The sequence below is a fragment of the Streptomyces sp. NPDC050264 genome (assembly GCF_040655895.1).
In the GTDB taxonomy this organism is placed as follows: domain Bacteria; phylum Actinomycetota; class Actinomycetes; order Streptomycetales; family Streptomycetaceae; genus Streptomyces.
In genome coordinates this window covers 18,329-43,432 of the sequence record NZ_JBFAKV010000013.1, presented here as the reverse complement: position 1 = coordinate 43,432, position 25,104 = coordinate 18,329, and the positions used below count along the sequence as shown (strand labels likewise).

At 71.3% G+C, this 25,104-nt stretch carries 15 protein-coding genes and 1 pseudogene; 8 read left to right on the top strand and 8 right to left on the bottom strand.

The features are described 5' to 3' along the window. The first annotated feature begins 11 nt into the window (after positions 1-11). The 4 genes and pseudogenes from AB0J02_RS23505 to AB0J02_RS23490 all read left to right on the top strand — a co-directional run. Entirely contained in the window at positions 12-2,789 is a 2,778-nt protein-coding gene (locus tag AB0J02_RS23505; RefSeq protein ID WP_363195699.1) for an AAA family ATPase, read from the top strand. Positions 2,790-3,011: 222 nt separating this feature from the next. After that, positions 3,012-5,747: an AAA family ATPase gene (locus tag AB0J02_RS23500; RefSeq protein ID WP_363195698.1), complete on the top strand. Its 2,736-nt coding sequence runs from the start codon at positions 3,012-3,014 to the stop codon at positions 5,745-5,747. Between the two features lie 109 nt (positions 5,748-5,856). Continuing rightward, entirely contained in the window at positions 5,857-8,631 is a 2,775-nt protein-coding gene (locus AB0J02_RS23495; protein ID WP_363195697.1) for an AAA family ATPase, read from the top strand. Positions 8,632-8,775: 144 nt separating this feature from the next. Next, positions 8,776-9,420 (top strand): annotated as a pseudogene (locus tag AB0J02_RS23490) (sigma-70 family RNA polymerase sigma factor); the annotation flags it as partial. Positions 9,421-9,487: 67 nt separating this feature from the next. On the opposite strand, the gene AB0J02_RS23485 reads toward AB0J02_RS23490, so the two are convergent. From AB0J02_RS23485 to AB0J02_RS23470, 4 genes are all read right to left on the bottom strand, one after another. Continuing rightward, positions 9,488-9,865, bottom strand: a complete 378-nt coding sequence (locus AB0J02_RS23485; RefSeq protein WP_363195696.1) for a VOC family protein — start codon at positions 9,863-9,865, stop codon at positions 9,488-9,490. A 254-nt stretch (positions 9,866-10,119) separates the two neighbouring features. After that, positions 10,120-11,814 (bottom strand): subtype B tannase, encoded by a 1,695-nt coding sequence (locus tag AB0J02_RS23480; RefSeq protein ID WP_363195695.1) that lies wholly within the window; start codon positions 11,812-11,814, stop codon positions 10,120-10,122. A gap of 401 nt (positions 11,815-12,215) precedes the next feature. Further along, positions 12,216-12,452, bottom strand: coding sequence for a twin-arginine translocase TatA/TatE family subunit (locus tag AB0J02_RS23475; RefSeq protein ID WP_363195694.1), 237 nt, complete (start codon positions 12,450-12,452; stop codon positions 12,216-12,218). 1 nt (position 12,453) lies between these two features. Beyond that, positions 12,454-13,473, bottom strand: a complete 1,020-nt coding sequence (locus AB0J02_RS23470) for a sporulation protein (RefSeq protein ID WP_363195693.1) — start codon at positions 13,471-13,473, stop codon at positions 12,454-12,456. Positions 13,474-13,858: 385 nt separating this feature from the next. Between AB0J02_RS23470 and AB0J02_RS23465 the strand changes: the two genes are divergently transcribed. The 3 genes from AB0J02_RS23465 (at position 13,859) to AB0J02_RS23455 (ending at position 16,803) form a co-directional block, all read left to right on the top strand. After that, positions 13,859-15,211: a hemolysin family protein gene (locus AB0J02_RS23465; RefSeq protein WP_363195692.1), complete on the top strand. Its 1,353-nt coding sequence runs from the start codon at positions 13,859-13,861 to the stop codon at positions 15,209-15,211. Continuing rightward, on the top strand, positions 15,208-16,233 hold the full coding sequence (locus tag AB0J02_RS23460) for a hemolysin family protein (protein ID WP_363195691.1): 1,026 nt from the start codon (positions 15,208-15,210) through the stop codon (positions 16,231-16,233). Before AB0J02_RS23465 ends, AB0J02_RS23460 begins: the two co-directional genes overlap by 4 nt. A gap of 114 nt (positions 16,234-16,347) precedes the next feature. Further along, the gene (locus AB0J02_RS23455) at positions 16,348-16,803 is read left to right on the top strand and encodes a tellurite resistance TerB family protein (RefSeq protein WP_363195690.1); all 456 of its coding nucleotides are present in this window, start codon (positions 16,348-16,350) and stop codon (positions 16,801-16,803) included. A 139-nt stretch (positions 16,804-16,942) separates the two neighbouring features. Here AB0J02_RS23455 and AB0J02_RS23450 read toward each other — a convergent pair whose 3' ends face one another. The 3 genes from AB0J02_RS23450 to AB0J02_RS23440 all read right to left on the bottom strand — a co-directional run bounded on the left by AB0J02_RS23450 (position 16,943) and on the right by AB0J02_RS23440 (position 20,854). Then, complete coding sequence (locus AB0J02_RS23450; RefSeq protein ID WP_363195689.1) at positions 16,943-17,875, bottom strand: M56 family metallopeptidase; 933 nt, start codon at positions 17,873-17,875, stop codon at positions 16,943-16,945. 4 nt (positions 17,876-17,879) lie between these two features. Continuing rightward, positions 17,880-18,269, bottom strand: a complete 390-nt coding sequence (locus AB0J02_RS23445) for a BlaI/MecI/CopY family transcriptional regulator (RefSeq protein ID WP_363195688.1) — start codon at positions 18,267-18,269, stop codon at positions 17,880-17,882. Positions 18,270-18,823: 554 nt separating this feature from the next. Beyond that, entirely contained in the window at positions 18,824-20,854 is a 2,031-nt protein-coding gene (locus AB0J02_RS23440) for a heavy metal translocating P-type ATPase (protein ID WP_363195687.1), read from the bottom strand. Between the two features lie 93 nt (positions 20,855-20,947). Between AB0J02_RS23440 and AB0J02_RS23435 the strand changes: the two genes are divergently transcribed. Next, positions 20,948-21,313 carry a metalloregulator ArsR/SmtB family transcription factor gene (locus AB0J02_RS23435; protein WP_363195686.1) on the top strand — a complete coding sequence of 122 codons (366 nt, stop codon included), beginning with the start codon at positions 20,948-20,950 and terminating at the stop codon, positions 21,311-21,313. A gap of 194 nt (positions 21,314-21,507) precedes the next feature. Here AB0J02_RS23435 and AB0J02_RS23430 read toward each other — a convergent pair whose 3' ends face one another. Beyond that, positions 21,508-24,465: a BTAD domain-containing putative transcriptional regulator gene (locus AB0J02_RS23430; protein WP_363195868.1), complete on the bottom strand. Its 2,958-nt coding sequence runs from the start codon at positions 24,463-24,465 to the stop codon at positions 21,508-21,510. Positions 24,466-25,104: the final 639 nt, after the last annotated feature.

Genomic DNA, 25,104 nt, shown 5'->3' with positions numbered 1-25,104 from the left:
GGTGGTGGGGGATGGCGAGCAGCGCTCCTCGGCGCGGGCTGCGTGGCCGGCGCGGCGAGTGCGGAGCGCTGGACCAGGTGATCGCCGGCGCCCGGACAGGCCGGGGCCAGGTACGTGTACTGCGCGGCGAGGCCGGAGTCGGCAAGTCCGCGTTGGTGGAGTACCTCGTGGGGAGCGCGGCAGGATGTCAGATCCTGCGGGCCGTCGGCGTCGAGTCCGAGATGGAGCTGGCGTTCGCCGGGCTGCACCAGCTGTGTGTGCCCCTGATGGGGAAGCTCGACCGCATTCCGAGCCCTCAACGCACCGCCCTGTCCGTGGCGTTCGGGCTGAGCGCGGGGAGCGCCCCGGATCGCTTCCTGGTCGGCCTGGCGGTGCTCAGCCTGCTGGCCGAGGCGGCGGAGGAGCAGCCGCTCGTCTGCGTGGTGGACGACGCCCAGTGGCTCGACCAGGTCTCCGCCCAGACATTGGCCTTCGTCGCGCGCCGAGTCCTCGCGGAGCGGGTGGCGTTGGTGTTCGCGGTGCGTACGTCGTCGACGCCTGCCGCGGGCGGTGACGCGTTCGGGGCGCTGCCCGAGATCGCGGTCCGGGGATTGCACGACGACGATGCGCGGGCGCTGCTGGAATCCGTGGTCCCGGGGCGGCTGGACGAACGCGTCCGGGACCGGATCGTCGCCGAGACCCGCGGCAACCCGCTGGCGCTGCTGGAGCTGACGCGAGGGCTGAGCGCGGCGGAGCTGGCCGGCGGGTTCGGGCGGCCGGACGCGCGGCCGCTGGCCAGCCAGATCGAGGAGAGCTACCTGCGCCGCATCGGGTCGCTGCCCGCCGCGGCGCAGCGGCTGCTTCTGGCGGCGGCCTCGGAGCCGGTCGGCGATGTGCCGTTGCTGAGGCGGGTGGCCGAACGGCTCGACATCGACGCGGACGCGGCAGGGGCCGTGGAGGCGGCCGGACTGATCGAGTTCGGCACGAGGGTGCGGTTCCGCCATCCGCTGGTGCGCTCGGCGGCCTATCGCGCGGCCGACCCGACGGTGCGCCGCGATGTGCACCGCGCGCTGGCCGAGGCGACCGATCCCGACTTCGACTCGGACCGCCAGGCGTGGCACCGGGCCCACGCGGCGGTCGACCCCGACGAGGCGCTCGCGGGCGAACTGGAGCGGTCGGCCGGCCGTGCCCAGGCCCGCGGCGGGATCGCGGCGGCGGCCGCGTTCCTGAGACGTGCGACCGAGCTGACCCCCGACTCCGCCCGCCGCGGAACGCGGGCCGCGGCCGCGGCGCAGGCCGCGTTCGAGGCGGGGTCGCCCGACGCCGCGCTCGAACTCCTCGCCGCCGCGCAGCTGAGCCCCCTGGACGAGGTGCAGCAGGCCCGGCTGGTCTGGCTGCGTGCCCAGATCGTGTTCGCGCGCAGACGCGGCGGTGAAGCGCTGCCCCTGCTGCTCGACGCGGCCGGCCGGCTGACGCGGGTCGACGGGACCCAGGCGCGTGAGGCCTACCTCGACGCCCTGGGATCGGCCGTGTTCGCCGGGCGCCTCCACGAACGTACAGGCGTGCGGGAGGTCGCCGAGGCCGCCCGCACGGCACCGCCCGGGGCGCAGCCTCCGCGGCCGACGGATCTTCTTCTCGACGGCCTGGTGACCTGGTTCGCCGACGGCTTCGTCGAAGGAGCACCGCTGCTGCGGTCCGCGCTGCGGGCGTTCAGGCGAGCCGCCGCACTCGACGGAGGCGACGCCATGCGCTGGCTCTGGCTGACGTGGCTGGTCGCCGGCGACATGTGGGACGACGAGACGTGGCACGAGCTGACCACGCACGCGGTCCGGTCGGCCCGCGAGGCCGGCGCCCTCAACTTCCTTCCCCTGGCGCTCGGTTACCGCGCCGCCCTGTCCGTGCACGCCGGTGACTTCGACCTCGCCTCCACGCTCATCGACGAGGCCGCCACGATCACGGAGGTGACCGGCCACTCGCCGATGGCGTACCCCTCGCTGCTGCTCATGGCCTGGCGCGGTGAGGACGAGCAGGCGGCGGAGGTGATGCGGAGCGCCGCCGGGGACGCGATCTCATGGGGCGAGGGGCGGGCGATCGGCCTGGGGCACTACTTGCTCACGGTCCTCCACAACGGCCTCGGCCAGTACCAGGACGCGCTGACCCACGCCGAACAGGCCGTGGAGCACGAGGACTTGTCGGTCGTCGGATTCGCCCTCGCTGAACTCGTCGAGGCGGCCGTCCGCAGCGGTGCCCCCGAGACGGCAGCGGCAGCCCTGGGCCGGCTGGAGGAGCGGGCCGGCGCGAGCGGCACGGACTGGGCACTCGGCGTCCTGGCCCGGTCGAGAGCGCTGCTGTGCGACGGCCCGGCGGCCGACCGGCTGTACCGCGAGGCCATCGAGCACCTCGGACGCAGCCGGATAGCCGTCCACCTCGCCCGTACGCACCTGGTGTACGGCGAGTGGCTCCGCCGCGAGAACCGGCGCGTCGACGCGCGCGAGCATCTGCGCACCGCTCACGACCTGCTGCGGGGTTTCGGAGCGAGCGCCTTCGCCGAGCGCGCCCGACGCGAACTCCTCGCCACCGGCGAGACGGTGCGGCCCCGCTCGGGCCCTCTGCCCGACCTGAACCGCGAGGCCCTCACCGCCCAGGAAGGGCAGATCGCCCGGCTCGCCGCCGACGGAATGACGAACTCCGAGATCGGCGCCGAGCTGTTCCTCAGCCCTCGCACGGTCGAATGGCACTTGGGCAAGGTGTTCACCAAGCTCGACGTGAAGTCGCGGAACAAGCTGCGCGCCGCGCTGTCCGGCGCCTGACGGCCCGGGACGCCAGGCCGCCCGGTGATACCCGGGGGTGGACCGGGGGTTCCTCGGGCGCCGTGCGGAGGACCCGGGCGGCAGTGTGTGCACCGCGGCACCAACTGGTGCCCAGCGTGGACGGAGCGCCCCTGAGCGCTGAATCGGGTTCACGCGCGGAGCGACCGCCCGTCAGGCCGTAGCCATCGGGCGGTGGGGACCGAAGGAAGGGTCGGCCAGCTGATGACGCAGGAGCCGGTTCCGGGGCGAAGCCGTGAATGCGAGACGTTGGACGGACTGCTCGACGCCGTGCGCGGCGGGGAGAGCCGTGTGCTGGTGCTCCGCGGCGAACCGGGAGTGGGAAAGACCCGGCTGCTCGAATACGCGGTGGCCCGGGCGCGAGGATTCCGGGTGGCCCGCGTCACCAGTGTCCAGTCGGAGATGGAACTCCCGTACGCCGGGCTGCATCAGCTCTGCGCACCCATGACGGACCGGCTCGACCGGCTTCCGCCCGGGCAGCGCGATGCCGTCAACGGAGCTCTGGGACTGGGCTCGGCACACACTCCCAACGGCTTCCTGGTCTCCCTCGGCGCCCTGGGCCTGCTCTCCGAAGTCGCCCGTGACCAGCCCCTGTTGTGTGTCGTGGACGACGCGCAATGGATGGACCGCGCCTCGATGCAGACCTTGGCGTTCACTGCGCGGCGGCTGCTCGCCGAGTCGGTGGCCCTCGTCTTCGCGACCCGCGTGCCGGACGAGGACCCGCCGGGCGGCACCGAACCCGTCGGCCTCCCGGAACTCCTCGTCAAGGGGCTGTCCGAGCGCGCCGCACGGACCTTGTTGCGCTCCGTGCTCCCCGGTCTGTGGGACGAGCGCGTGATCGGGCGGATCATCGCCGAATCACGGGGCAACCCCCTTGCGCTGCTGGAACTTCCCACCACGGCGGCGTCGGTCGACCAGGCCGGCGGCTTCGGTCTGCCGAGCGCCCAGCCCCTGGAGGACCGCATCGAGCGGGCCTACGTACGCAGAGTCGGCGGACTGCCCAACAGGGCCCGGGAGTTCCTGCTGGCCGCGGCGGTGGAACCCACCGGCGACCCGGCGTTGCTCTGGCGCGCCGTGGACCGCCTCGGCCTCGGCACCGAAGCCGCGCGGGAGGCCGTGGCAGCCGGCCTCGTCAGGCTCGGCGACCGGGTCAGGTTCTTCCACCCCATGGTCCGCTCGGCCGTCTACTGGGCGGCCTCGCCCGACGAACGGCGCAGCACGCACCGCGCGTTGGCGGACGTGACGGACCCCGCCGCCGACCCCGACCGCCGGGCCTGGCACGCCGCACACGGAGCCGCCGGACCCGACGAACACGTCGCGGCCGAACTCGAACGCTCGGCAGGACGGGCGGAGACGCGGGGCGGAGTCGCCGCGACGGCCGCGCTCCTGGCCCGTGCGGTGGAGCTGACCCCCGACCCCGCCCGCCGCCGCGACCGGGCACTGGCCGCCGCACGGGCGACCCACGAATCGGGCAACCCCGACCTCGCCCTGAAGCTGCTGTCCCTCGCCGAGGACGGCTCCCTCGACGAACGCCGGCGCGGCGAAGTGGATCTGGCCCGCGCCCGCATCGCCTTCACCTCGGACCGGGGCGGCGAAGCCCCCGGCCTCCTGCTCCGGGCCGGCGGCCGGCTGGCCGCGCACGATGTCGCACTCGCCCGGGACACCTACCTGGAGGTCATCAACGCGGCGATCTTCGCCGGCCCCCAGGCGTACGACGACGGCCAGTACGAAGCGGCCAGCGCGGCCCGCGCGATCCCCGCGCCGCAACCGCCGCGCCCCACCGACCTGCTGCTCGACGGCCTCGCGGTACGCATCATCGACGGTCACACGGCCGCGGTTCCCGGCCTGCGGCGCGCACTGCGCGCCTTCGCCGAGCCGGGCCTCTCCCCGCAGGAGGGGCTGCGCTGGCTGTGGCTGATCTGCGTGACCGCCGTGGGGCTGTGGGACCACGAGACGATGTCCTTGCTGAGCGCCCGCCACCTCAAGCTCGCACGGGACGCCGGGCAGGCGACAGCCCTTCCCTTCGCGCTGACGATGCGGTGTGTCGTGCACGTCCTCGACGGCGAACTCGACGAGGCCGCCTCGCTGGCGGAGGAGGTGCAGACCGTCGCCGAGGCCGTCGGCACGGCCGCCCCGATCTACGGCGCGCTCTTCGTCGCCGCGTGGCGGGGTCGGGAGACGGAGTGCGTCGAACTGAGCCGACGGGCCGACGAAGGACTGGAACTCCGCGGCGAAGGCGTCGGACCGGTGGTCGACCGGTGGGCGCGGGCCCTGCTCTACAACGGTCTCGGGCGGTACGAGGAAGCGGCACGGGCGGCCGACATGGCCACCCGCGAGTACAGCCAACTGGAGATGGGCATCCCGGTATGGGCGCTCGCCGAGTACATCGAGGCCACCGCCCGGACCGGAGCCCCCGGAGAAGCGGCCGACGCGCTGGACCGCCTCACCGAGCTGACCCGAGCGAGCGGCAGCGACTGGGCGTCGGGCATCGAAGCCCGTTCGCGTGCGCTGCTCACCGAGGGAGCGCAGGCCGAACGCCACTATCACCAGGCACTCCACGCGCTCAGCCGTACCCGGCTGCGCGGGGAGTCCGCCCGCGCCCACCTCGTCCACGGCGAGTGGCTGAGCAGGAACGGACGCCATCAGGACGCCCGGGCCCAACTGCGCACCGCCCACGGCCTGTTCGACACCATGGGCATGCAGGGGTTCGCGCAGCGCGCCGCGCTCGAACTGGCGGCCCTCGGGGAAACGGTCACGAAGAACTCCGACAGCGCGCAGAGCGACCTGACCTCAAAAGAACTGCAGATCGTCAGGCTGGCACGTGAAGGGCTCACCAACCCCGAGATCGGCGCGCGGCTCTTCCTCAGCCCTCGTACCGTCGAATGGCACCTGCGGAAGATCTTCGGCAAGCTCGGCGTCACGTCCCGCAAGCACCTGTGAACGGACAAGGCCGGGAAGCCCGTTGCTCCGGGCCGCGGGACCCGGAACCCTTGTCATTCATTCGGAAATCGGCAGTCAATGGGCACATCGATGCGACGAGGCGGTTCCCATGGCAAGCGGAAGGCCCGGGGCACGCCTGCGCGGGCGGCAGGCCGAGTGCGAGACGCTGGACCAGTTCGTGGCGACGGTCCAGGCCGGTCACAGCGCAGTCCTCGTCCTGCGCGGCGAGGTGGGGATCGGGAAGACCGCGCTGCTCGACCACGTACGCGCCGGCGCGGACGGCTGCCGGCTCGCCAGGGCGGTGGGCATCGAGTCCGAGATGGAGCTGGCCTTCGGAGGCCTGCACCAGCTGTGCGCCCCGTTCGTGGACCGCATCGGCAGCCTGCCGGCACCGCAACGCGACGCCCTGGGCACGGCGTTCGGCCTGACCGCGGGGGCCCCGCCGGACCGCTTCCTCGTCGGGCTCGCGGTACTCAGTCTGCTCGCCGACGCCGCCGAGCAGGAGCCGCTGATCTGCGTGGTCGATGACGCCCAGTGGCTGGACAAGGTCTCCGCGCAGACACTGGCCTTCGTCGCACGGCGTCTGCTGGCCGAACCGGTCGGACTGGTTCTCGCCGTGCGCGAACCGACCCTCGAATCCGAGTTCACGGGGCTGCCTCAGCTCGCGGTGGGTCGGTTGAGCGACAGCGATGCCCGTGCCCTGCTGCACTCCGTGATCCCGGGCCGGCTCGACGAACGGGTCCGCAACCGCATCGTCGCCGAAACACAGGGCAACCCACTGGCTCTGCTCGAACTGCCGCGCGGGCTGAGCCCCGCTGAGCTGGCGGGCGGATTCGGACGCCCCGACGCGCGGCCTCTGGCCGGCCAGATCGAGCAGAGCTTCCTGCGCCGGGTCCAGGCCCTGCCGCACGAGACGCGGCAACTGCTGCTCATCGCCGCGGCCGAGCCCGTAGGAGACGTGAACCTGCTGGCCAAAGCGGCTGCCCTGCTGGGGATCGAGGAGTCCGCCGTGTCGGCCGCCGAAACGGCCGGGCTGATCACCATCGGGACCCGGGTGCGGTTCCGGCACCCCGTGGTGCGCTCGGCGGCCTATCGCATCGCGACCGCGGAGGCCCGCCAGCAGGTGCACCGGGCGCTGGCCGACGCGACCGACCCGGACGTGGACCCCGACCGCCGGGCCTGGCATCTCGCCAACGCCGCCGCCGGGTCCGACGAGACGGTGGCCGCCGAGCTGGAACGCTCCGCCGGCCGGGCACAGGCCCGCGGCGGGGTCGCGGCGGCGGCCGCGTTCCTGGAGCGCGCGGCCGAACTCACCCCCGACCCGGCCGTACGGGGTGCCAGGGCACTCGCGGCGGCGCGGGCCAAATACCAGGCCGGCGGGTACGACACCGCGCGCGAACTGCTGGACGCCGCGTCCCTCGGCCCGATGAACGAGCACCAGCTCGCCCAGGCGGAACTCCTGCGCGGCCAGATCGTGTTCGCCTCCAAGAGCGCCGGCAGCGCCCTGCCGATGCTCGTGAGAGCGGCCGAACGGCTGGAGCGGCTGGACGCGGGGCTGGCCCAGCAGACCTACCGCGACGCGTTGAACGCCGCGCTCATCATCGACCGGCTGCCGAGCGGCGTCCAACTGCAGGACATCGCCCGGGCCGCGCTCGCCGCACCGCCCGGGCCGCCGCCGGAACGCAACGGCCTGCTCCTGCGGGGCCTCGCCGTGATGACCGTCGACGGTTACCGGGCGGGGGCGCCCGTGGTGCTGCGGGCACTGGGCGCCCTGTGCACCGAAGAGGTCTCCAAGGAGGAAGGCCTGGGCTGGTTCCCCCTCGCCGCCCGCATGGCTTTCAACGTCTGGGACTTCGACAGCAACACGGTCCTCTCCACACGACTGGTCGAGCTGGCCCGCACGACGGGCGCACTGTCCGTGCTGCCGTCGGCCCTCCTGCAACTGGTGTCGAACCGCGTACTGGCCGGCGAACTCGACCACGCGGACACCCTGATCGCCGAGGCGCAGGCGATCGGCGAGGCCACCGGAAGCCGCTACCTCGCCCACTACGTGTCCCTGGTGACCGAGCCGTGGAAAGGCCGGGAAGCCGAGATGCTCAAGGCGATCGACGCCATGACCCGGGACGCCGCCCTCCACCAGGGAGGACCGGGCAACATCCTCAGTGCGAGCGAGTGGGCGAAGGCGGTGCTCTACAACGGACTCGGCCGCTACGAGGAGGCCTGCGCCGCGGCCGAACGAGGGGCCCGGAACCTCCGGGAACTGGGCCTCGCGATCAGGTCGATGGTCGAACTCGTCGAGGCCGCCGCTCGCAGCGGCAGGCCCGCCCGCGCCGCCGAAGCCGCCCACCGACTCGCCGACATGGCACAGGCCAGCGGAACCGACTGGGCGCTCGGCACCTCGGCCATGGTCCGCGCCCAGGTGCACGAGGGGCCGGCCGCCGAGGCCCTCTACCAGGAGGCGATCGAGCGCCTGGGCCGTACCGACGTCCAGATCACGTACGCCCGCTCCCACCTGCTCTACGGCGAATGGCTGCGCCGCGAGAACCGCCGCGTCGACGCCCGCGAGCACCTGGGCATCGCGTACCGGACTCTGAGCCGGATCGGCGTCGAGGGATTCGCCGAGCGTGCCTGGCACGAACTGCGCGCCACCGGCGCGACGGCGCCCAGACGCACCGCCGAGTCGCGTACCGCGCTCACCGCCCAGGAAGCGCAGATCGCCCGCCTGGCCGGGGGCGGGATGACGAACCCCGAGATCGGGGCCCAGTTGTTCATCAGCCCGCACACGGTCGAATGGCATCTGCGCAAGGTGTACGCGAAGCTCGGCGTCGCGTCCCGCAAGCAGCTCAGCGGCGCCCTCCTCGAAGGAACCGCCGTCACCGCCTGAGGTCGTCCCCTGGCGTCCCCGGCGGGGCACCAGGGTGCGGACCATGCACTCCCCGGGGCGTCACGGAGGGGGTCTCGGCGGGAGCGTCTTCACAGGGGCATCGACGGATGCCGTGGGTGAAACGGAGCCGTGGTGACCGTGTCCATGAACCTGTCGGAGTCGCGTACAGATCCCCAGCCGTTCCCCGGGGACAGCACCCTCGACGAGGCCGTGTCCGTCTTCGAGGGGCTGCGGCCACGCCTCTTCGGCATCGCGTACCGGATGCTGGGGAGCGCGGTCGAGGCCGAGGACGTCGTCCAGGACGTGTGGCTGCGCTGGCAGCGGACCGACCGCGCGGTAGTGGTCAGCCCCGTCGCCTTCCTGTCGCGCGCCACCACCCGGCTCGCCATCAACGTGGCCCAGTCCGCCCGCTCCCGCCGCCAGACCTACATCGGCCCCTGGCTGCCCGAACCCATCGACACCAGCGGCGACCCCGAGGCCGGCGTGCAGCAGGCGGAGGAGCTGGAACTGGCGCTGCTCCTCGTCCTGGAGAAGCTGACACCCACGGAGCGGGCCGTGTACATCCTGCGCGAGGCCTTCGAATACACCTACGCGGACATCGCCGACATGCTCCACCTCAGCGTCGTCAACGTCCGCAAGATCGCGAGCCGGGCCCGCAGGCATCTCGCCGACGAGCAGCGGGCGAGCGTGGACGTACTGGAGCACCGGCGACTGCTGGACGTCTTCGTCACGGCCGCCCGCACCGGAGACGTCGCCTCCCTGGAATCACTCCTGGCCCCGGCCGCCGTCGGCAGTTAGCGGGAGCGCCGCTGCGGCTGCCGGTTCCGGCCGATCCGGCTGATCAGGCGACAGGGCATCAACCGTTCGCCCGCTCCGCCGCGCTGCGTTCCACACAGAATTCGTTGCCCTCGGGGTCGTGCAGCGTCACCCACCCGCTTCCGTCGGGCCGTCGGTGGTCCCCCTGAAGCGTGGCGCCGAGCGAGAGCAGGCGCTCGACCTCCTCGTCCCGGGTGCGGTCCTGGGGCCGGAGGTCCAGATGCACGCGGTTCTTCACCGCCTTGCGGTCAGCGACCTGGACGAACAGCAAGGCGGCGGCCGCCGTCGTGACCGAGGCTTCCGGGTCCCCGGGAAAGTCGTCATCAGCCAGCGAGCCGTCCAGGGCCTGGGCCCAGAAGCCCGCAAGAACGAACGGGTCGGCGGCGTCGACGGTGACGTGGCGTATCAGAGAACTCATGCCCCAAGCCGATCATGAATGCCTCCCACCGTCCAGAGGCGGTCGGTCTCGACGCTCATCGGTTCGGCCTCCACGCGGCGAACTCCCTGGACGGGGTCGCTGAGGCGGTGCAAGATCCTGCCGTTGATCACCAGCGGCGCGCGCCCGGTGAAACCGCGGCGGCCACAAGTCAGGCGCTCGGCCGGGGAAACCGGCCGAGCGCCTGTAGCCACACCACTCTCGGTGCGCTCAGCTCACCACGGTGGGGAACGGGTCTACTTGTGGTCACCGAGGGGGAGCGGGGGACCGGCCTTCTTGACGACCTCGGCTATCCAGGCCATGGCCTCCGGAACGTCGTAGTTGCCGGCGTGCGGCTGGTTCCAGGCGAGTTGGAAGTCGACGTCACCGACCTGCGGGTCCGCCTCCAGCGCGCGGTCCAGGTTGAGGCCGATGATGAACGAGGTGTCGCGGTCCCGGGTGCCGTTGCGGACGTACCAGTTCGGCGCCGTGTCGGCGTCCTTGGTGCCGATGAAGTCCATCGGGTCGATGAGGTGGAGCTGGTCGTCGACGGTAGTGCTCTTCTTGGCGGTGTACTGCTTCCAGGTCAGCCCGGTGTCGTCCAGGCCGCTTCCGTCACCCGCGACGTTGTTGTTGTCCCAGCTGAACTCGGTGTAGTTCATGTACTTCTGGGTGTACGGGCCGAACAGGTTGGTCTCGGTGCCGCTCGTGGTGTTGCCGTACACGCCCACACCGTCGAATGCGGGCGTCGTCTTCAGCGTGGCCTGGGTGGCGACGAACTTCAGGTATTTCGTCATGTCGACCGAGCGCACCTTGTCCGCGGCGTTGTCGACGTCCAGCCAGTCGTTGACGTACGACTTCGTGGTGGGCCCGCCGGGACCGCCGGAGACGATGACGAAGTTCTCGCCCAGCGCCGGGATCGTGTGGGCCGGATCGGCCGTCAGGTACGTCTCCGCAGAGCGGATGACCTCCTTCTTGATGGTGTCCAGCATGGTGGCGGCCGTCAGCTTCGAGCCGTCCGGGTTGCGCAGGCCGAGGCTCTTCTCGTACGCGGGGAACTTGGCCGCGATCGTCGCCGCGTCCGCCGCCTGCGCGTTCGAGCCCGTCGCGTCACGGGTGCCGAGGATGTTGTAGAGCCACTCGTAGGCGACATCCGCGTTGCCGAGATCGGTGATCGGGCAGTACGCGTTCACCGCGAACACGTCGTCGCGCAGCGTGCTGTGACCCTTGGAATCGATGCCGGCCGCACCGATCGCCGCGAGGTAGGAGTCGTACTCGCTGTCGTTGCCGGAGGCGCCCAGGATGGAGGAGAGCGCGCCGCCACCGCTGGTGCCGTTGACGACGATCCGCTCGGAACTGCCCGGCATCGCGGCGTCGTTGAGACGCAGATAGCGCACCGCCGCCTTCGCGTCGACCGCCGCCGCCGGCGCCTTGCCCGGCGACGAACCATCCGCGCCCACGAGCCCGCGGCTGCGGTTGGCGACGTCCACGAAGACGTAACCGGCCTTCAGCGCCGCACCCACGTTGCTCGTCGAGCTGTTGTAGGAAGCGCCGGCGTTGACGCTCGTCTTGATGTAACTGGCCATCCAGCCCGCGTTGTTCACCGCGAAGTAGATCGGCGCCTGCTGGTCGCCGAAGGCACTCTCGGGCACGAACACGTTCATGCTCTCGTAGCCGCAACGGGTGTTGTCGATGGTGGTGCTTCCGCCCATCCCGGGTTGCTGCGCGGCGGCGGCCACCGGGTCGGCGACGTAGCAGAGCTCCTTGTACCAGCGCACGTTCACCGGCTGACCGTCGACCGTGACGGTGATCGTCGTGTACGTACTCTGGTCGAACGCGAGAGCGGCGTCCTGCGGATCCACGATGTGGCCCCGCTCGTGCGAGGTGGACGCGGCCGCGAAGGAGGCCGGCGTCACGACCGCTGTCAGAGCGAGCGAGCCGACGATCGCCATACCTCGCAGGAGGCGCCTGCGGGCCGGAGGGCGCCCTTCCCGAAGTCTGATGGGGTGAAGAGCGGTGCGTCCCAGGGACGCCGAGAGCCGCTGCATGGAGTCTCCTCGTTGAGTACCGAGTGCTTCGCCAATGCCTCAGGGTCAAGGCGTCGTGCACGCTAGTAGATTGTTAACAATCTGCACAGCGATTTCGCGCACATTTTTGTCGACGATTACCGGAGTCACCTGCTTCTCGGCGGCCTGCTCATCGCTGTCCTCGGCGCGCTGCTGCCCGCCGTCAGGACGGCCGGAACCTCCGGGGCAGGGGCTGGTTCGGGGTGGCCCTTGTCGCGAGAGGGGAAAGGGGCGGGGCCTCGGCCGGGGGTGCAGCCGTGGCCCCGCCCCTGGTAGGGCGGTCCGTGTTACTGGGGGCGCGGACCTTGCTCGGTGTCGTGCGGGGGGACGGTCTCGCCGGGGATGACCCGGGGCGGCGTGGACCCCTTCGTGCCTTGGTCGTCGTTGTCCTTGAGGGCTTTCGCCTCGGCCTTGAGGATGCGGGCCGACTTGCCTGCGCCACGGACCAGTTCCGGCAGTTTCTTCACGCAGAGCAGGAGGGCGATCACGATCAGGACGACGCCGATCTCGCTGATGCCGAACACGTCAGTCCTCGTCTCCCTCGTCGTCGTCCCCTTCGAAGGAGTCGCCGACCTCGTCGATGACTTCAGCGGCGACCATGCCGCCGACGACGCCCACCGCCAGTCCGGCCGCACCCGCCGCGACGACCGTTCCCATGCCGGGGCCCGAGCGGTGGTGCCCGCCGTCGTGGTGCTGGGGTTCCCCGTAGTGGTGGCTGCTGTGGTCGGTGTGGCCGTAACCGGAGTCGTACGACGTGTGGCTGGCGTAGGAGGAGTGGTGCTCGACCAGTTGACGCACCCAGCTGTCGACGAGCGAGTTCCAGTCCTGGTGGTGGACGCCGTCGTGGCCGACGGTGAACCGGGTGACCGCGTCGTGTCCGCCGGAGAAGAGGCCGCCTCGCTTGTCGGCCTCCAGGATCACCTCCATGCCGCCGGGGGTCGCGAGGAAGGTCACCTCGATCTCGTTGACCGCGTGGGCGTACTGCGGGGCCGGGCTCAGTTCGAGCTCCTGGTAGAAGGGGAGTTGCTGCCCGGTACCGCCGATGCGGCCGTATTCGAGGTCCGCGGACTTGAAGCCGAAGCCGAGCCGGCCGAAAGCTTCGAGGATCGCCTCCTGCACGGGCAGCGGGCCGACAGTGAGCTGGTCGAGGTCGCCCTTGTCCTTGGCTCCGGCGATCGACAGCTCGGTGCGTACGCCCAGGACGATGCCGAGGCCTTGTCCGTACAGCTCGGTGATCGGGGTCTCCCACGGCAGCGTCGCCGTGAAGGGGACACTGTGCTCGACACCTTGAGCCAGGCGGAAGCCGCCCCCGGCCACGAACCGGTCGAAGGTGACGACGCCGTGGTCTTCTCCGTCTTCGTGTTCGGCCTCGACGCGAGCGACGAGTTCCAGCGTGATGTGCTCGATGTCGAAGTCGCCGCTGCCACCCTTGAGATGGACCTGGCCGGACAGGGTGCCGCCAGGGGCTGTGGGCCCGGGGGCGAGGACGGTGTCGACCGTGGGGCCGCCCACGCCGAGTGAGCCGAGCAGTCGTTTGAACACCATCGAGGCGTTCACTCCCTTATGTGCGTACGAGGTTACGAAGCCGCGCGGACGCCCGGGAACATCCGGGCGGACATCCGCGTTCTACAGGCGCGTAGAAGCATATGCGTGGCGGCGCTGCTTTGGCGCCTGTGCGGACCCGCTCGGCGGGAAAGTCCGAAAGGCGTCGCCCACGGCGTCCGCGCAGGCGCTTGACGAGCGGGTTTTGCTGTGGTTTTACCTGGACGGTGTGGGGCGGACGTCCCGCTACAGACCCGGGATCGCCCGATCCCTCGAACATGAAGGAGCTGCAGCCCGCGATGGGTGAGCCTCCCAGTAGCCGGCCACGTGCCGTGCCCCGACCGACGACTGCCCAAGCTGCCGAGCACGGGGCGGAGGTGAGGCGGCCGTGACCGAGGTTCTGCTGTTGGTGCCGGCGCTGCTGCTCACGCTGGCCTGCGCGCTGTTCGTGGCGGCCGAGTTCTCCCTGACGACCGTCGAACGTGCCGATCTGGAGCGCGCGGCGCAGGCGGGGGAGCGGGGCGCCGACGGGGCGCTGAAAGCGGTGCGCCGCCTGACGTTCCAGCTGTCCGGCGCCCAACTGGGCATCACGGTCACCTCGTTGGTCATCGGCATGCTCGCCGAGCCGTCGATCGCCGTCCTGCTGCGCGGGCCGCTCGAGGCCGCCGGGCTCGGCGGCGCCGCATCCTCGGTCGCCTCCGTGCTGGGCGTGGCCCTGTCCACGGTGATCCTCATGGTCGTCGGTGAACTGGTGCCGAAGAACTGGGCCATCGCGCGTCCGGTCGCCGTCGCCAAGGTCGTCGCCGGACCGCAGCGCGGATTCACGGCCGCTTTCGGCCCGTTCATCCGGCACCTGAACAACACGGCGAACCGGTTCGTGCGCCGCTTCGGCCTGGAGCCCGCCGAGGAGCTGGCCTCCGCCCGCACCCCGGAGGAACTCGTCGCGCTCGCCAGACACTCTGCGGCCGAAGGGGCTCTGGAGGCCGACTCGGCCGAACTGTTCGTCCGTACCCTGCACTTGGGGGAGCTGAGCGCGGAGAATGTCATGACTCCGCGAGTCGACGTACAGGCACTGGAGGCGCACGCCACGGCCGCCGATGCCGCGAATCTGACGCACGCCACGGGCCTGTCCCGTTTCCCCGTCTACCGCGACAGCCTCGACGACGTCATCGGCACCGTCCACATCCGTGACGTGCTCGCCCTGGAGCCGGGGAAGCGGCAGCTCACCTCGGTCACGGAGCTGGCGACCACGCCACTGCTGGTGCCCGACAGCCTGCCCGCCGACCGCCTCCTGGAGCGGCTGCGGGAGACCCGGACCATGGCCGTCGTCATCGACGAGTACGGCGGCACGGCCGGGGTGGCGACCGTCGAGGACATCGTGGAGGAGGTCGTGGGCGAGGTGCGCGACGAGCACGACCCCGTCGAGACGCCCGACCTGGTGCCCGCGCCCGCTGCCGAGGACGGCCGTGCCGCCTGGGAGGCCGACGGCGGCGTCCGTATCGACCAACTCGCGGCGACAGGACTGACCGCGCCCGAGGGGCCGTACGAGACGGTGGCCGGGCTCGTCGCCACCCGTCTCGCCCGCATCCCCGTCCGGGGCGACGTCATCGGCCTGGACGGCTGGAGCCTGACCGTGCTCGATGTCGAGCACCACCGGGCGGGCCGGATCCGTATCGCCGCACCCGAGGCCAAGCGGAGTGAGAAGACCGAGGGTACGGATCTGATGGAGGACGCCCGATGACCGGTCTGCAACTCGCCATCGGCGCTCTTACCTTGCTGACCAACGCGTTCTTCGTCGGCGCGGAGTTCTCCCTGATCTCCGTGCGGCGCAGCCAGATCGAGCCGCGGGCCCAAGGGGGCAGTAGGCGAGCGCTCTCCACGCTGTGGGCCCTGGAACACATCTCTGCCATGTTGGCCACCGCCCAACTCGGCATCACCATCTCGTCGTTGGTCCTCGGCGCGGTCGCCGAGCCCGCCATCGCCCACCTCTTGGAGCCCGTCTTCGAAGCGGTGCACGTACCGCACGGGCTGGTGCACCCGGTCTCGTTCGTCATCGCGCTGACCGTGGCGACGTACGCGCACATGCTGTTCGGCGAGATGGTCCCCAAGAACATCGCGCTTGCCGCGCCGGTGCGTACGGCCCTGCTGCTCGGTCCGTCCCTCGTGGGTGTCACGCGAGCGCTCGGGCCTGTCGTCTTCGGCATCAACGCCTTCGCCAACACCCTGCTGCGGCTGCTGAAGGTGGATCCGAAGGACGAGGTCGAGTCCGTCTTCGCCGACGACCAGCTCGCCCGCATGGTCCTGGACTCCAGCGAGGCGGGGCTCCTCTCTCCGCAGGATGGTGAACGGTTGCGCGACGCACTGGAGTTGGGCGCGCGACCGGTCGGTGAGATCGTCGTCCCCGCCCGGCGGATGCGTACAGTGCCGGACGCGACCACGCCCGCCGAGCTGGAACGCACCGCGGCGGGGGCGGGCTTCTCCCGTTTCCCGGTCACCGGAGCCCGTGGCGAACTGCTCGGATATCTCCACATCAAGGACACGCTCGGCATCGCCGAACGCGACCGCCCCTTTCCTCGTGCGGCGCTGCACCCGCTCACCCGGGTTCGCATCGACACGCCGCTGGACGACACCCTCACGGCGCTCCGGGGCCAGGGGAGCCATCTGGCCGCCGTCACCGGGGACAAGGGGACGGTCATCGGCTTCGTGACCATGGAGGACGTCCTGACCGAACTCGTGGGGCCGGCGGCGCCCGCGGTCTCCTGACGATTTCCGGACAGAAAGCGGGACCGGAGCGGAACTTTTACCGGGAACCGCTAGTTTCTACAGTGCTGTAGAAGAAAGCTCGGCTTGGTACAACACCGCACCGGAGGAACGCTCGTGGCCCTGTGGGACCGCATCAAGGAGTCCGCGTCGACGATGCAGACGCAGTTGGTGGCAAAGAAGAACGACCTGAAGTCGGGAGCCTTCCGCGACGCGTCCATGGCCATGTGCGCCCTGGTCGCGGCTGCCGACGGCACCATCGACCCGTCCGAGCGGCGCCGCGTCGCTCAGCTGATCGCCTCCAATGAAGTGCTGCAGAACTTCCCGGCGGACGACCTGCAGCGCCGCTTCGACGACAACCTGAACAAGCTGACGGCCGACTTCGACTTCGGCAAGGTCAGCGTGTTGCAGGAGATCGGCAAGGCGAAGAAGAAGGAGGCCGAGGCGCGCGCCGTCGTCCAGATCGGCATCATCATCGGTGGCGCGGACGGCGACTTCGACAAGACCGAACAGGGCGTCGTCCGCGAGGCCTGCCAGATGCTCGGTCTGCCACCGCACGAGTTCGACCTGTAGGGCCTTTCGGCCCCGAGGACGAGAGGGGCGGCGCGGTCTGTCGCCCCTTCGGTGTCGCATTGACGCCGGGGTCACATCCGTGTCTGAGTCACATAGGTGTCTGCGTCATACAGCTGGCGGCGTCACATCGGTGTCCGGGTCACATCGGCGTCGCGGCGTGGAGAGTGGCCGCCAGGGTGAGCGCTGAGTTCGCCGACGACATGGCGGAGGCCGCTGTACCGGCTCCGGCCGTCCACGTGGCGAGCCCCACGGTCGTGAACGCCGCCGCAGGGCCGGGCGCGCAGGGAGGCGGGGCGAGCAGGGCCGCGACCCGGCGGGGCACGGGGCCAGGCGTGGCGAGAGCGGCGAAGGCAGGCTCATCCACCGCCTTGGCGGACAAGGCGACTTTGCTGATGGTCCGAGCGACGACCTTGCGGTCTCCCACGCGCGCGGCCGCCTCCTCGTCGGCCCAGCGCTCGGCGGTGTAGGCCACGGCCGAACTCAGCGGGCGCAGAGCGGGGTTGGCGCGGGCCGCGAGCCGGACCGTCAGCAGGTGGCGGTGATGCCGGCCTGCCAAGTGGGCCCGCTCATGCGCGAACACGACCCGCCGCTCGGCGGGCCGCAGCCGGTCGAGCAGCGCGGTGCTGACGACGATCCTCCCGCGCCGGCCGCCGGGCAGGGCGTACGCGTACGGCTGCGCGTCGGGCAGCACCGCCACCTCGGTGTCGGGCAGCCCGGCCAGCGCCTCATGGGCGCGGCGGCGCAGGGCGAAGTGCCGCCACAGCGTGCGCGCACAGACGGCGACGACGGCGACCAGCGCCGGAATGGCCGCCTTGCCGGCGATCTCGTCCTGCGGCACGGCGGCCCGCACCTCAGGATCCGACCAGCCGTCCGGCAGGGGATTTCCCGGCAGCTGCGCGGTGCCCACCACCATCAGGAGCCCCAGACACAGGGTGCTGCACACCCCCATGACGGCGGCCACGCACGTCAGGAGGCGGGTCGCGGTACGCGGGTGGAGCCGGTGGCTGGCGAGCCGCGCCACCGGCCAGGCCGTGAGCGGCAGGATCAGCGGCAAGAAGACGAAGATGCCCACGGATTCAGCCGGCGGCTTCCTCGTCGGCGCGGTGCAGCAGGTCGCGCAGTATCTGCTCGTCGCTGTCGGGCAGGGAAGTGAGGAAACTGGCCAGGACCGCTTCTCGGTCCGGTCCGGCGTCCAGCACCTTGCGCATCTTGCGGGCGGCCAGCCCGGCTTCGTCCGATGTCGGCGTCCACACGAACGACCGCCCCGCGCGCTTACGGGCGACCGCGTTCTTCGCGTGCAGCCGGGCCAGGATCGTCACCACCGTGGTGTAGGCGAGATCGCCTCCGAGCCGGTCGCGCACCCATCCTGCGTTGACAGGTCCGTCAGCCGCGCGCAACGTGGCCAGGACCTCGGTCTCCAACTCGCCCTGAGCGCGTCGACGGGGCTGATCACGTGGATCCGGCACGCTGCTCCTCCTGCTCACTGGGGTGGGAACACTGTATCCACGCCGACGCGTGGGCCGTCGTCATGGCGGTCCGGGCCGTGGTGAAGGTGGTTCGCCCCCTGATCCGGGTGCTCAACAAGGCCAGCAACGTACCCCGCGACCGCGAGCAGCTCACCCACCTCGTCGTGGAGTCGGAGTGACTCGGCCTGATCGGCATGGACGACTCGGAGCCGATCACGAGTTCGCCGGGCCCCGCGCACGCGCGTGACGCGCTCACCGCACGAGCGAGAGGGCGTATGACCAACACTGTCCGTGAACCGGCGGGTCCGCCCGAGCACGTAAGATCCAATTCCCGTGAGCAGCAACCCGATTCACTTATCCGAGTTCCCCCGGCGGACGAGGTCCGAGCCCGTATCGCAGCGGCGCGCAGGGCCCTCGACGAGTTGGAAGAGAGCCTGACGATGCCTTCCGCGCCCCGCCCGCGCGAAGAGAGCGCACGCGCCCTGCCGGGACGTACATAGTCCGGACTCGACAACTCTGTCGAGGACGTGAACTGCCGACGAGAGGCGTTGGCATCACAGAGATCTCTGGAATCCCGGGTCGGCCGGTCCTTCCTGGCCGGCCGACCACCGGTCGGCGTCGGGCTGAGCCCGGCGCCAAGCGCGGTCGGTCAACAGGCGCAGACCGTTCAGCCCGACGATGACGGTGGAGCCCTCGTGCCCGGCCACACCCAGCGGTAGCGGCAGAGTCCCCGCCAGATCCCAGACGGCCAGAACGGTGATGAACGTCCCGGCGATCATCAGATTCTGGGTGACGAGCCGGCGGGCACGGCGGGACAGGGCGACGGCAGCCGGAATGGCCGCGAGTTCGTCGCGGACCACCACGGCATCGGCAGTGTCCAGGGCGAGATCGGACCCGGCGCGGCCCATGGCGACTCCCGTGTGTGCCGCGGCCAGTGCGGGGGCGTCGTTGACGCCGTCGCCGACAACGAGCACCTTCCGTCCGGCTTGCTCCCATTCCTTGACGGTTGCCGCCTTGTCCTGCGGCAGCAGTTCCGCGCGTACGTCCGTGATACCGACGTCGTCGGCCAGGCGCCGGGCGGCCTGCGGGTTGTCACCGGTCAGCAGTACCGGTGCGCCACCGGTCAGCGCGGTGAGGGCGGCCATGGCGAAGGCGGCGTCCTGGCGTGGGCGGTCGGCGAGGCCGAGTACGCCGATCGGCCGGCCGTCGAGGGTGATCAGGACGGCTGTGCGGCCGTCCGCCTCCAAGCGGCCGGCCTCGGCCAGCGCCGGGTGGTCACGGTCGCGTAGGAGACGACGAGGCGCACCCACTGCGACGCGTCTGCCCTCCACGGTTGCCTCCACGCCGGTGCCCGGGGTCGAGGCGAAGTCCGTTGCGGAGGGCAAGGGCACCTCCCGGGAGTGGGCGGCGTCGACCACGGCGTGGGCCAGGGGATGTTGGCTGGGGTGCTCGGCCGCGCCGGCCCAGCGCAGCAACTCGTCCCCGTCGAGCCCCGGTCCGGGCAGTTCCCGGACGTCGGTGACGCGCGGCACGCCTTCGGTGAGGGTGCCTGTCTTGTCCACCGCGACAACATCGACCTGACCCAACCGCTCCATGACCACGGCGGACTTGATGAGTACACCGTGTCGCCCCGCGTTGGCCATGGCGGACAGCAGCGGAGGCATGGTCGCCAGGACCACGGCGCAGGGGGAGGCGACGATCATGAAGGTCATGGCCCGCAACAATGCGTCCTGCAGCGCGGCCCCGAACAGGAGCGGCACGACGAAGACCAGGACGGTCGCGGCGACCATACCCAGGCTGTACCGCTGTTCGACCTTCTCGATGAACAATTGGGTGGGTGCTTTGGTCCGGGACGCCTCGTCGACCATTCCCACGATCCGGGCGATCACCGAATCCGACGGATCGCGCTCCACGCGTACCCGCAGCGCGCCGGTGCCGTTCAGCGTGCCGGCGAACACCTCGTCGCCGAACTGCTTGGTCACCGGGAGCGGTTCGCCCGTGATGGTGGCCTGGTCGACGTCGCTCGCGCCCTCCGTCACCCGCCCGTCGGCCCCGACCCGCTCGCCGGGCCGTACCAGGACGATGTCACCCACGAGAAGGCGTTCGGCGGCCACCGTCTCCTCGTCGCCCTCCGGCAGGAGGCGTGTGGCCGTGCTCGGCGCGAGATCGAGCAGCCCGCGGACCGAGTCCGCCGTGCGGGCGGTGGCGACGGCCTCCAGTGCTCCGGAGGCGGCGAAGATGACGATCAGCAGCGCGCCGTCGAGAACCTGTCCGATGGCCGCGGCGCCGAGTGCCGCGACGACCATCAGCAGATCCACGTCGAGCGATTTCGCCCGTAGCGCTTTGAGGCCCTCCCAGCCCGGCTCCCAGCCGCCGGCCACGTACACGGCGCCGTACAGGGTTCCCCACGACCAGGCCGGCGCACCGAGAAGATCCAGCGCAAGGGCTACGAGGAAGAGCACCAGCGCGGCCAGCGCCCATCGGACTTCGGCGAGGGCCGGCAGCCGGGTGCGTCCGCGCTCGGGCGGCGACGCGGTTCCGCCCGACGCCGAGGCCGGTCGCTGGTGGTCGAGCACGGAAGGCATGGCGGAGAACCCTTCACGGGCAGGAGGCGGGGACCGGTCCACCATACCGGAACATGTGAACAGGTCTTCAAGTGTCATCGGTATGATGTCCCCATGGGGCACGGAGGCGACACCACGGGCAGCGGGACCACCCGCGAGCGCCTCGACGCGGTCGGCACCGCCGATGTCGCCGCCACGCTGCAGGCCCTGGCCACCCCCTCGCGCCTGCGCATCCTCGCCCGCCTGCAGGAGGGCCCTTGTCCTGTGGGTGAGCTGGCGGACGCCGTCGACATGGAAGCCTCCGCCTGCTCCCACCAGCTCCGCCTCCTGCGCAACCTCGGCCTGGTGACCGGGGAACGTCAGGGCCGGTCGATCATCTACGCCCTCTACGACAACCACGTCGCTGAACTCCTCGACCAGGCGCTCTTTCATGTCGAGCATCTGCGCATGGGCGTACGTGATCTGTTGCCGGAGAAGTAGGACCTCTGGCCCCTGGACGGCGGCAAGGTGCGTCGGTTCCAGGGTGTGTGTCGAAAGTGCTCCGGGTTGGCTGACGTGACGGCCTGGTGGACGGGTGCCGCATCGGCTCGGCGGCACCGAACGTCGGTATCACCGAGCCGGTGACGGGTACGCCGACGGTCGTGCCCACACCGCGCGGAGGCTGAGGCGGCAGGTCATGGCCGGTCGTGGGTCGGGTCCGCGCTCTGCAGGTGGGCCGCCGCCTGTCGGCGCAGCTGCTCGGTCTCGTCCGTCCGCGACGCACCCAGCCGGTCGACCAGGGTGAGCGCCTCCATCCAGCAGGCGCGGGCCCGGTCCGTGTGCCCGACTCCATTGAGCGCGCGGCCGAGGAGGATGAGTGCCCTGGCGCGATGCCAGGCCCGCCCGGGGCCCGTCAGCAGGGAGAGCGCCAGCTCCGAGTCGGACGCGGCGTCCGCGAACCGGTTTCTCGCCATGTGCACCTCGGCGATGCGGAAGAGGGTCTGTCCTTCCCATGTCTGATCGCGCCGGCCCCTGAACACCTTCAGGGCCAGCCGCAGTTGTGCCACGGCGTCGTGGAACTGCTCGCTGCTCGCGAGCGCGAGGCCGAGCTCGTAGCGTGCCTTGGCCCCGCGCAGGGCAAGCCCCATGTCGTCGAAGATGTCGCGACTTCGCCGAGCGAGTTCGACCGCGCTCGCAGCGCGGCCCGTGGCCAGGTGGACGCGGGACAGATTGTTGAGGGCGGTGGCCTCGCCGGTCCGGTCTCCAAGGGCGCGGCAGTAGTTGACGGCCTGTCGCAGGTATCGTTCAGCGTCCTCGTGGCGCCCTTGGTGCGTCGCGATGATGCCGAGATCGTTGGTGGCCCAGCAGCGCGGCAGCGGATCGTCGTTCGCCTCGGCGAGGACGACGGCGCGCCGGGCCTCCTCGTCCGCCCGCTCCAGACGTCCGGAGATCAGCAGCACCGTGGCCAGCGCGGTCCTCGCCCGGCCCTCGGACCGGCTGTCCCCGGCGTCACGGGCAGCCGCGGCCACGGCGTCGGCCACGGATTCGTACAGCCCGGGATCGGCACCCGAATCGGCGAGTTCCCTGGCCGCGAGGAGCAGGTCCACACCGCGGCGCAGGAAGTCCGGTGTCACGGACTGGTGGACGCAGGCGAGGACGCAGTCGGACTCCGCGTGCAACCAGTCCCGGGCGACGGTGTCCTCCCCGAAGCTCAGGCCCGTGCCTTGAGTGGACGCGAAGCGGGCGGCCATGCCGTCGCCGGGGTTTGCCAGCGCGTACGCCCTCGATACCGTCGCCAGATAGAAGTCCATCAGGCGGGACAGCGAGGCGTCCCGTTCGCTCGGCGGCAGCTCGTCGCGCTCCGCGCAGGCACGCGCGTACAGCCGCACGAGGTCGTGGTAGCGGTAGCGGCCCGGCGCCGCCGACTCCAGCAACGACGTGTCGACCAGGGACTCCAACAGGTCTTCCGTCTCCTCGACCGGCAGGTCGAGCATCGCGGCCGCCGCGGTCAGCGAGATGTCCGGGCCGTCCGCGAGACCCAACAGACGGAAGGCACGGGCCTGTACGGGTTCGAGCGCCCCGTAGTCCAGCTCGAACGTGGCCTTGACTGCGAGATCGCCGGCCTGCAGCTCGTCGAGCCGACGCCGCTTGTCCGCCAGCTTCGCCGCGAGCACAGAGACCGTCCAGGTCCTGCGGGCCGCGAGGCGGGACGCCGCGATCCGGATGGCCAGGGGCAGGAAGCCGCACGCCGCGACCACGTCGAGTGCGGAATCGCGTTCCGGAGCCACGCGTTCGTGCCCCACGATCCTGGTGAAGAGCAACAGCGCCTCCTCGGGGGACATCACGTCCAGGTCGACCAGGTGGGCTGCGGGCAGGTCCACCATGCGCACCCGTGAGGTGATCAGCGCCGCGCACTTCCCTGTACCCGGGAGCAGCGGTCTGACCTGCGCCACGTCGTGTGCGTTGTCCAGGAGTACGAGGATCCGGCGGTCGGCGAGCACGGAGCGGTACAGGGCCACGCGCTCGTCCAGCGTGTGCGGGATCGCCGAGTCGGGGGTGCCGAGCGCCCGCAGGAACGCGCCGAGGACCGTTTCCGGGTCGGACGCCCGTGCCCCCGCCCCCTGCAGGTCCACATAGAGCTGCCCGTCCGGGAAGTACCTCCGCGCCAGGTGCGCCACGTGCACCGCCAGCGTCGTCTTTCCCGTCCCACCGATACCGGCGAGCGCCGCGACCGTCATGCCCCGGCCCTCGGCGGAGGACAACACCTCGCTCAGCTCGGTGATGTAGGAGTTCTTGCCGGTGAAGTCCGGTACGGTCGCCGGGAGTTGTTCCGGACGCACCGTCACCGCCACGGATTCCGGCGATGGCGCCGTGGGCTCCGCCAGGCTCGGGTCGGCCCGCAGGACGCGATTCTGCAGCTGTCGCAGGCCGGGACCGGGGTCGACGCCCAGTTCGTCGACCAGCAGGCGTCGGGTGTCTGCGTACACGGCAAGGGCTTCTGCCTGCCGGCCGCTGCGGTAGAGGGCCAGCATCAGCAGCTCCCGCAGGCGCTCCCGCAGCGGGTGCGCGGCGGTCAGGGCGGTGAGCGCCGAGATCGCCTCCCGGTGGCAGCCCAGCTCCAGATCCAGGTCGATGCGCGTCTCCAGGAGCTGCAGCCGCCACTCCTCCAGCCGCTCGCGCTGGGTCTCCGCGTAGGGGCCGGGAACATTGGTCAGCGGCTCGCCCGCCCACAGCGCCAGCGCCTTGTTGAGCAGATTCCTGGCCAGGGTCAGGTCACCCGTCTCGCGCGCCTTCTCGGCCTCGGCCCACAACTGCTCCGAGGCGGCGAGGTCCAGGGCCTCATGGGGCATGGGGAGCCTGATCGCGTAACCGCCCGAGACGCTGGCGAGCAGCCCGGGAGGGAACACCTTGCGCAGGCGTGAGGCGTAGGTGCGTACCGCCGCGAGTGCCTGGTGCGGAGGCTCGGCGCCCCAGATCGCGTCGATCAACTCGGCCGCGGTCGCCACGCGTCCCTCGCGCAGCAACAAGGCGGTCAGGAGCGCCCGTTGTTGTGAGGAGCCGGTGGGCAGCGGTTCCTCACCGTGCCAGGCCCGCACCGGGCCGAGTACCGAGAAGCGCACCGAATCGGCGTCGTGCCCGCGGTGCTCGGGCACCCCGGCAAGCTCACTGCGGAAGTGGCGGTCCGGCGCGGCGGGAGCGGCCGTTGACGTGTCCCGCTGTTCGGCGCCCCTCTGCTCAGCGGTCGTCTGCCCGGCGACCTCCGCGGGCGGCCCGCTCCGCAGTACCCGAGGCGGCTCGTCGCCGCGGCCCGACCGGCCGCCCTCGGTCAGCGCGGTGGTGGCCTCCACCATGGTCCGTGCGTCGCGCACGCGCTGTTCCGGCCCCAGAACTTCGGCCGCCTCGAACTCAGTGCCGGTGAGCGTGCGCACCGAGGACAGCGACTGTGGATGGTGGGTGCCGAGCGTCGCCGAGGTCTTCTGGGCCACGATGGCGAGAACGTCGGCCGCCCGCTCCATCCGGTCCCGCGCACCGGCCGACCGTGCCGACTCGAACTCGGCCGACGCGAGGGCCAGCACTGCCGAAAGGGATCGAGGATGGTTCTCGCCGAGGATGTGCACCAACCGGCGTACGACGTCCTCCAGTTCGCCGAGCAGTTCATCCGCCTCGGCGATCGAACCCTGGTTCCGTATCCCCTCGACGAGGACGGTGAGCGCGAGAAGCCGCACATTCAGCAGGGCCTCAGGGCCCTCGTCCGCGGTCGCGGTGTCCAGGGCGTGCCGGGCGGCGGGAAC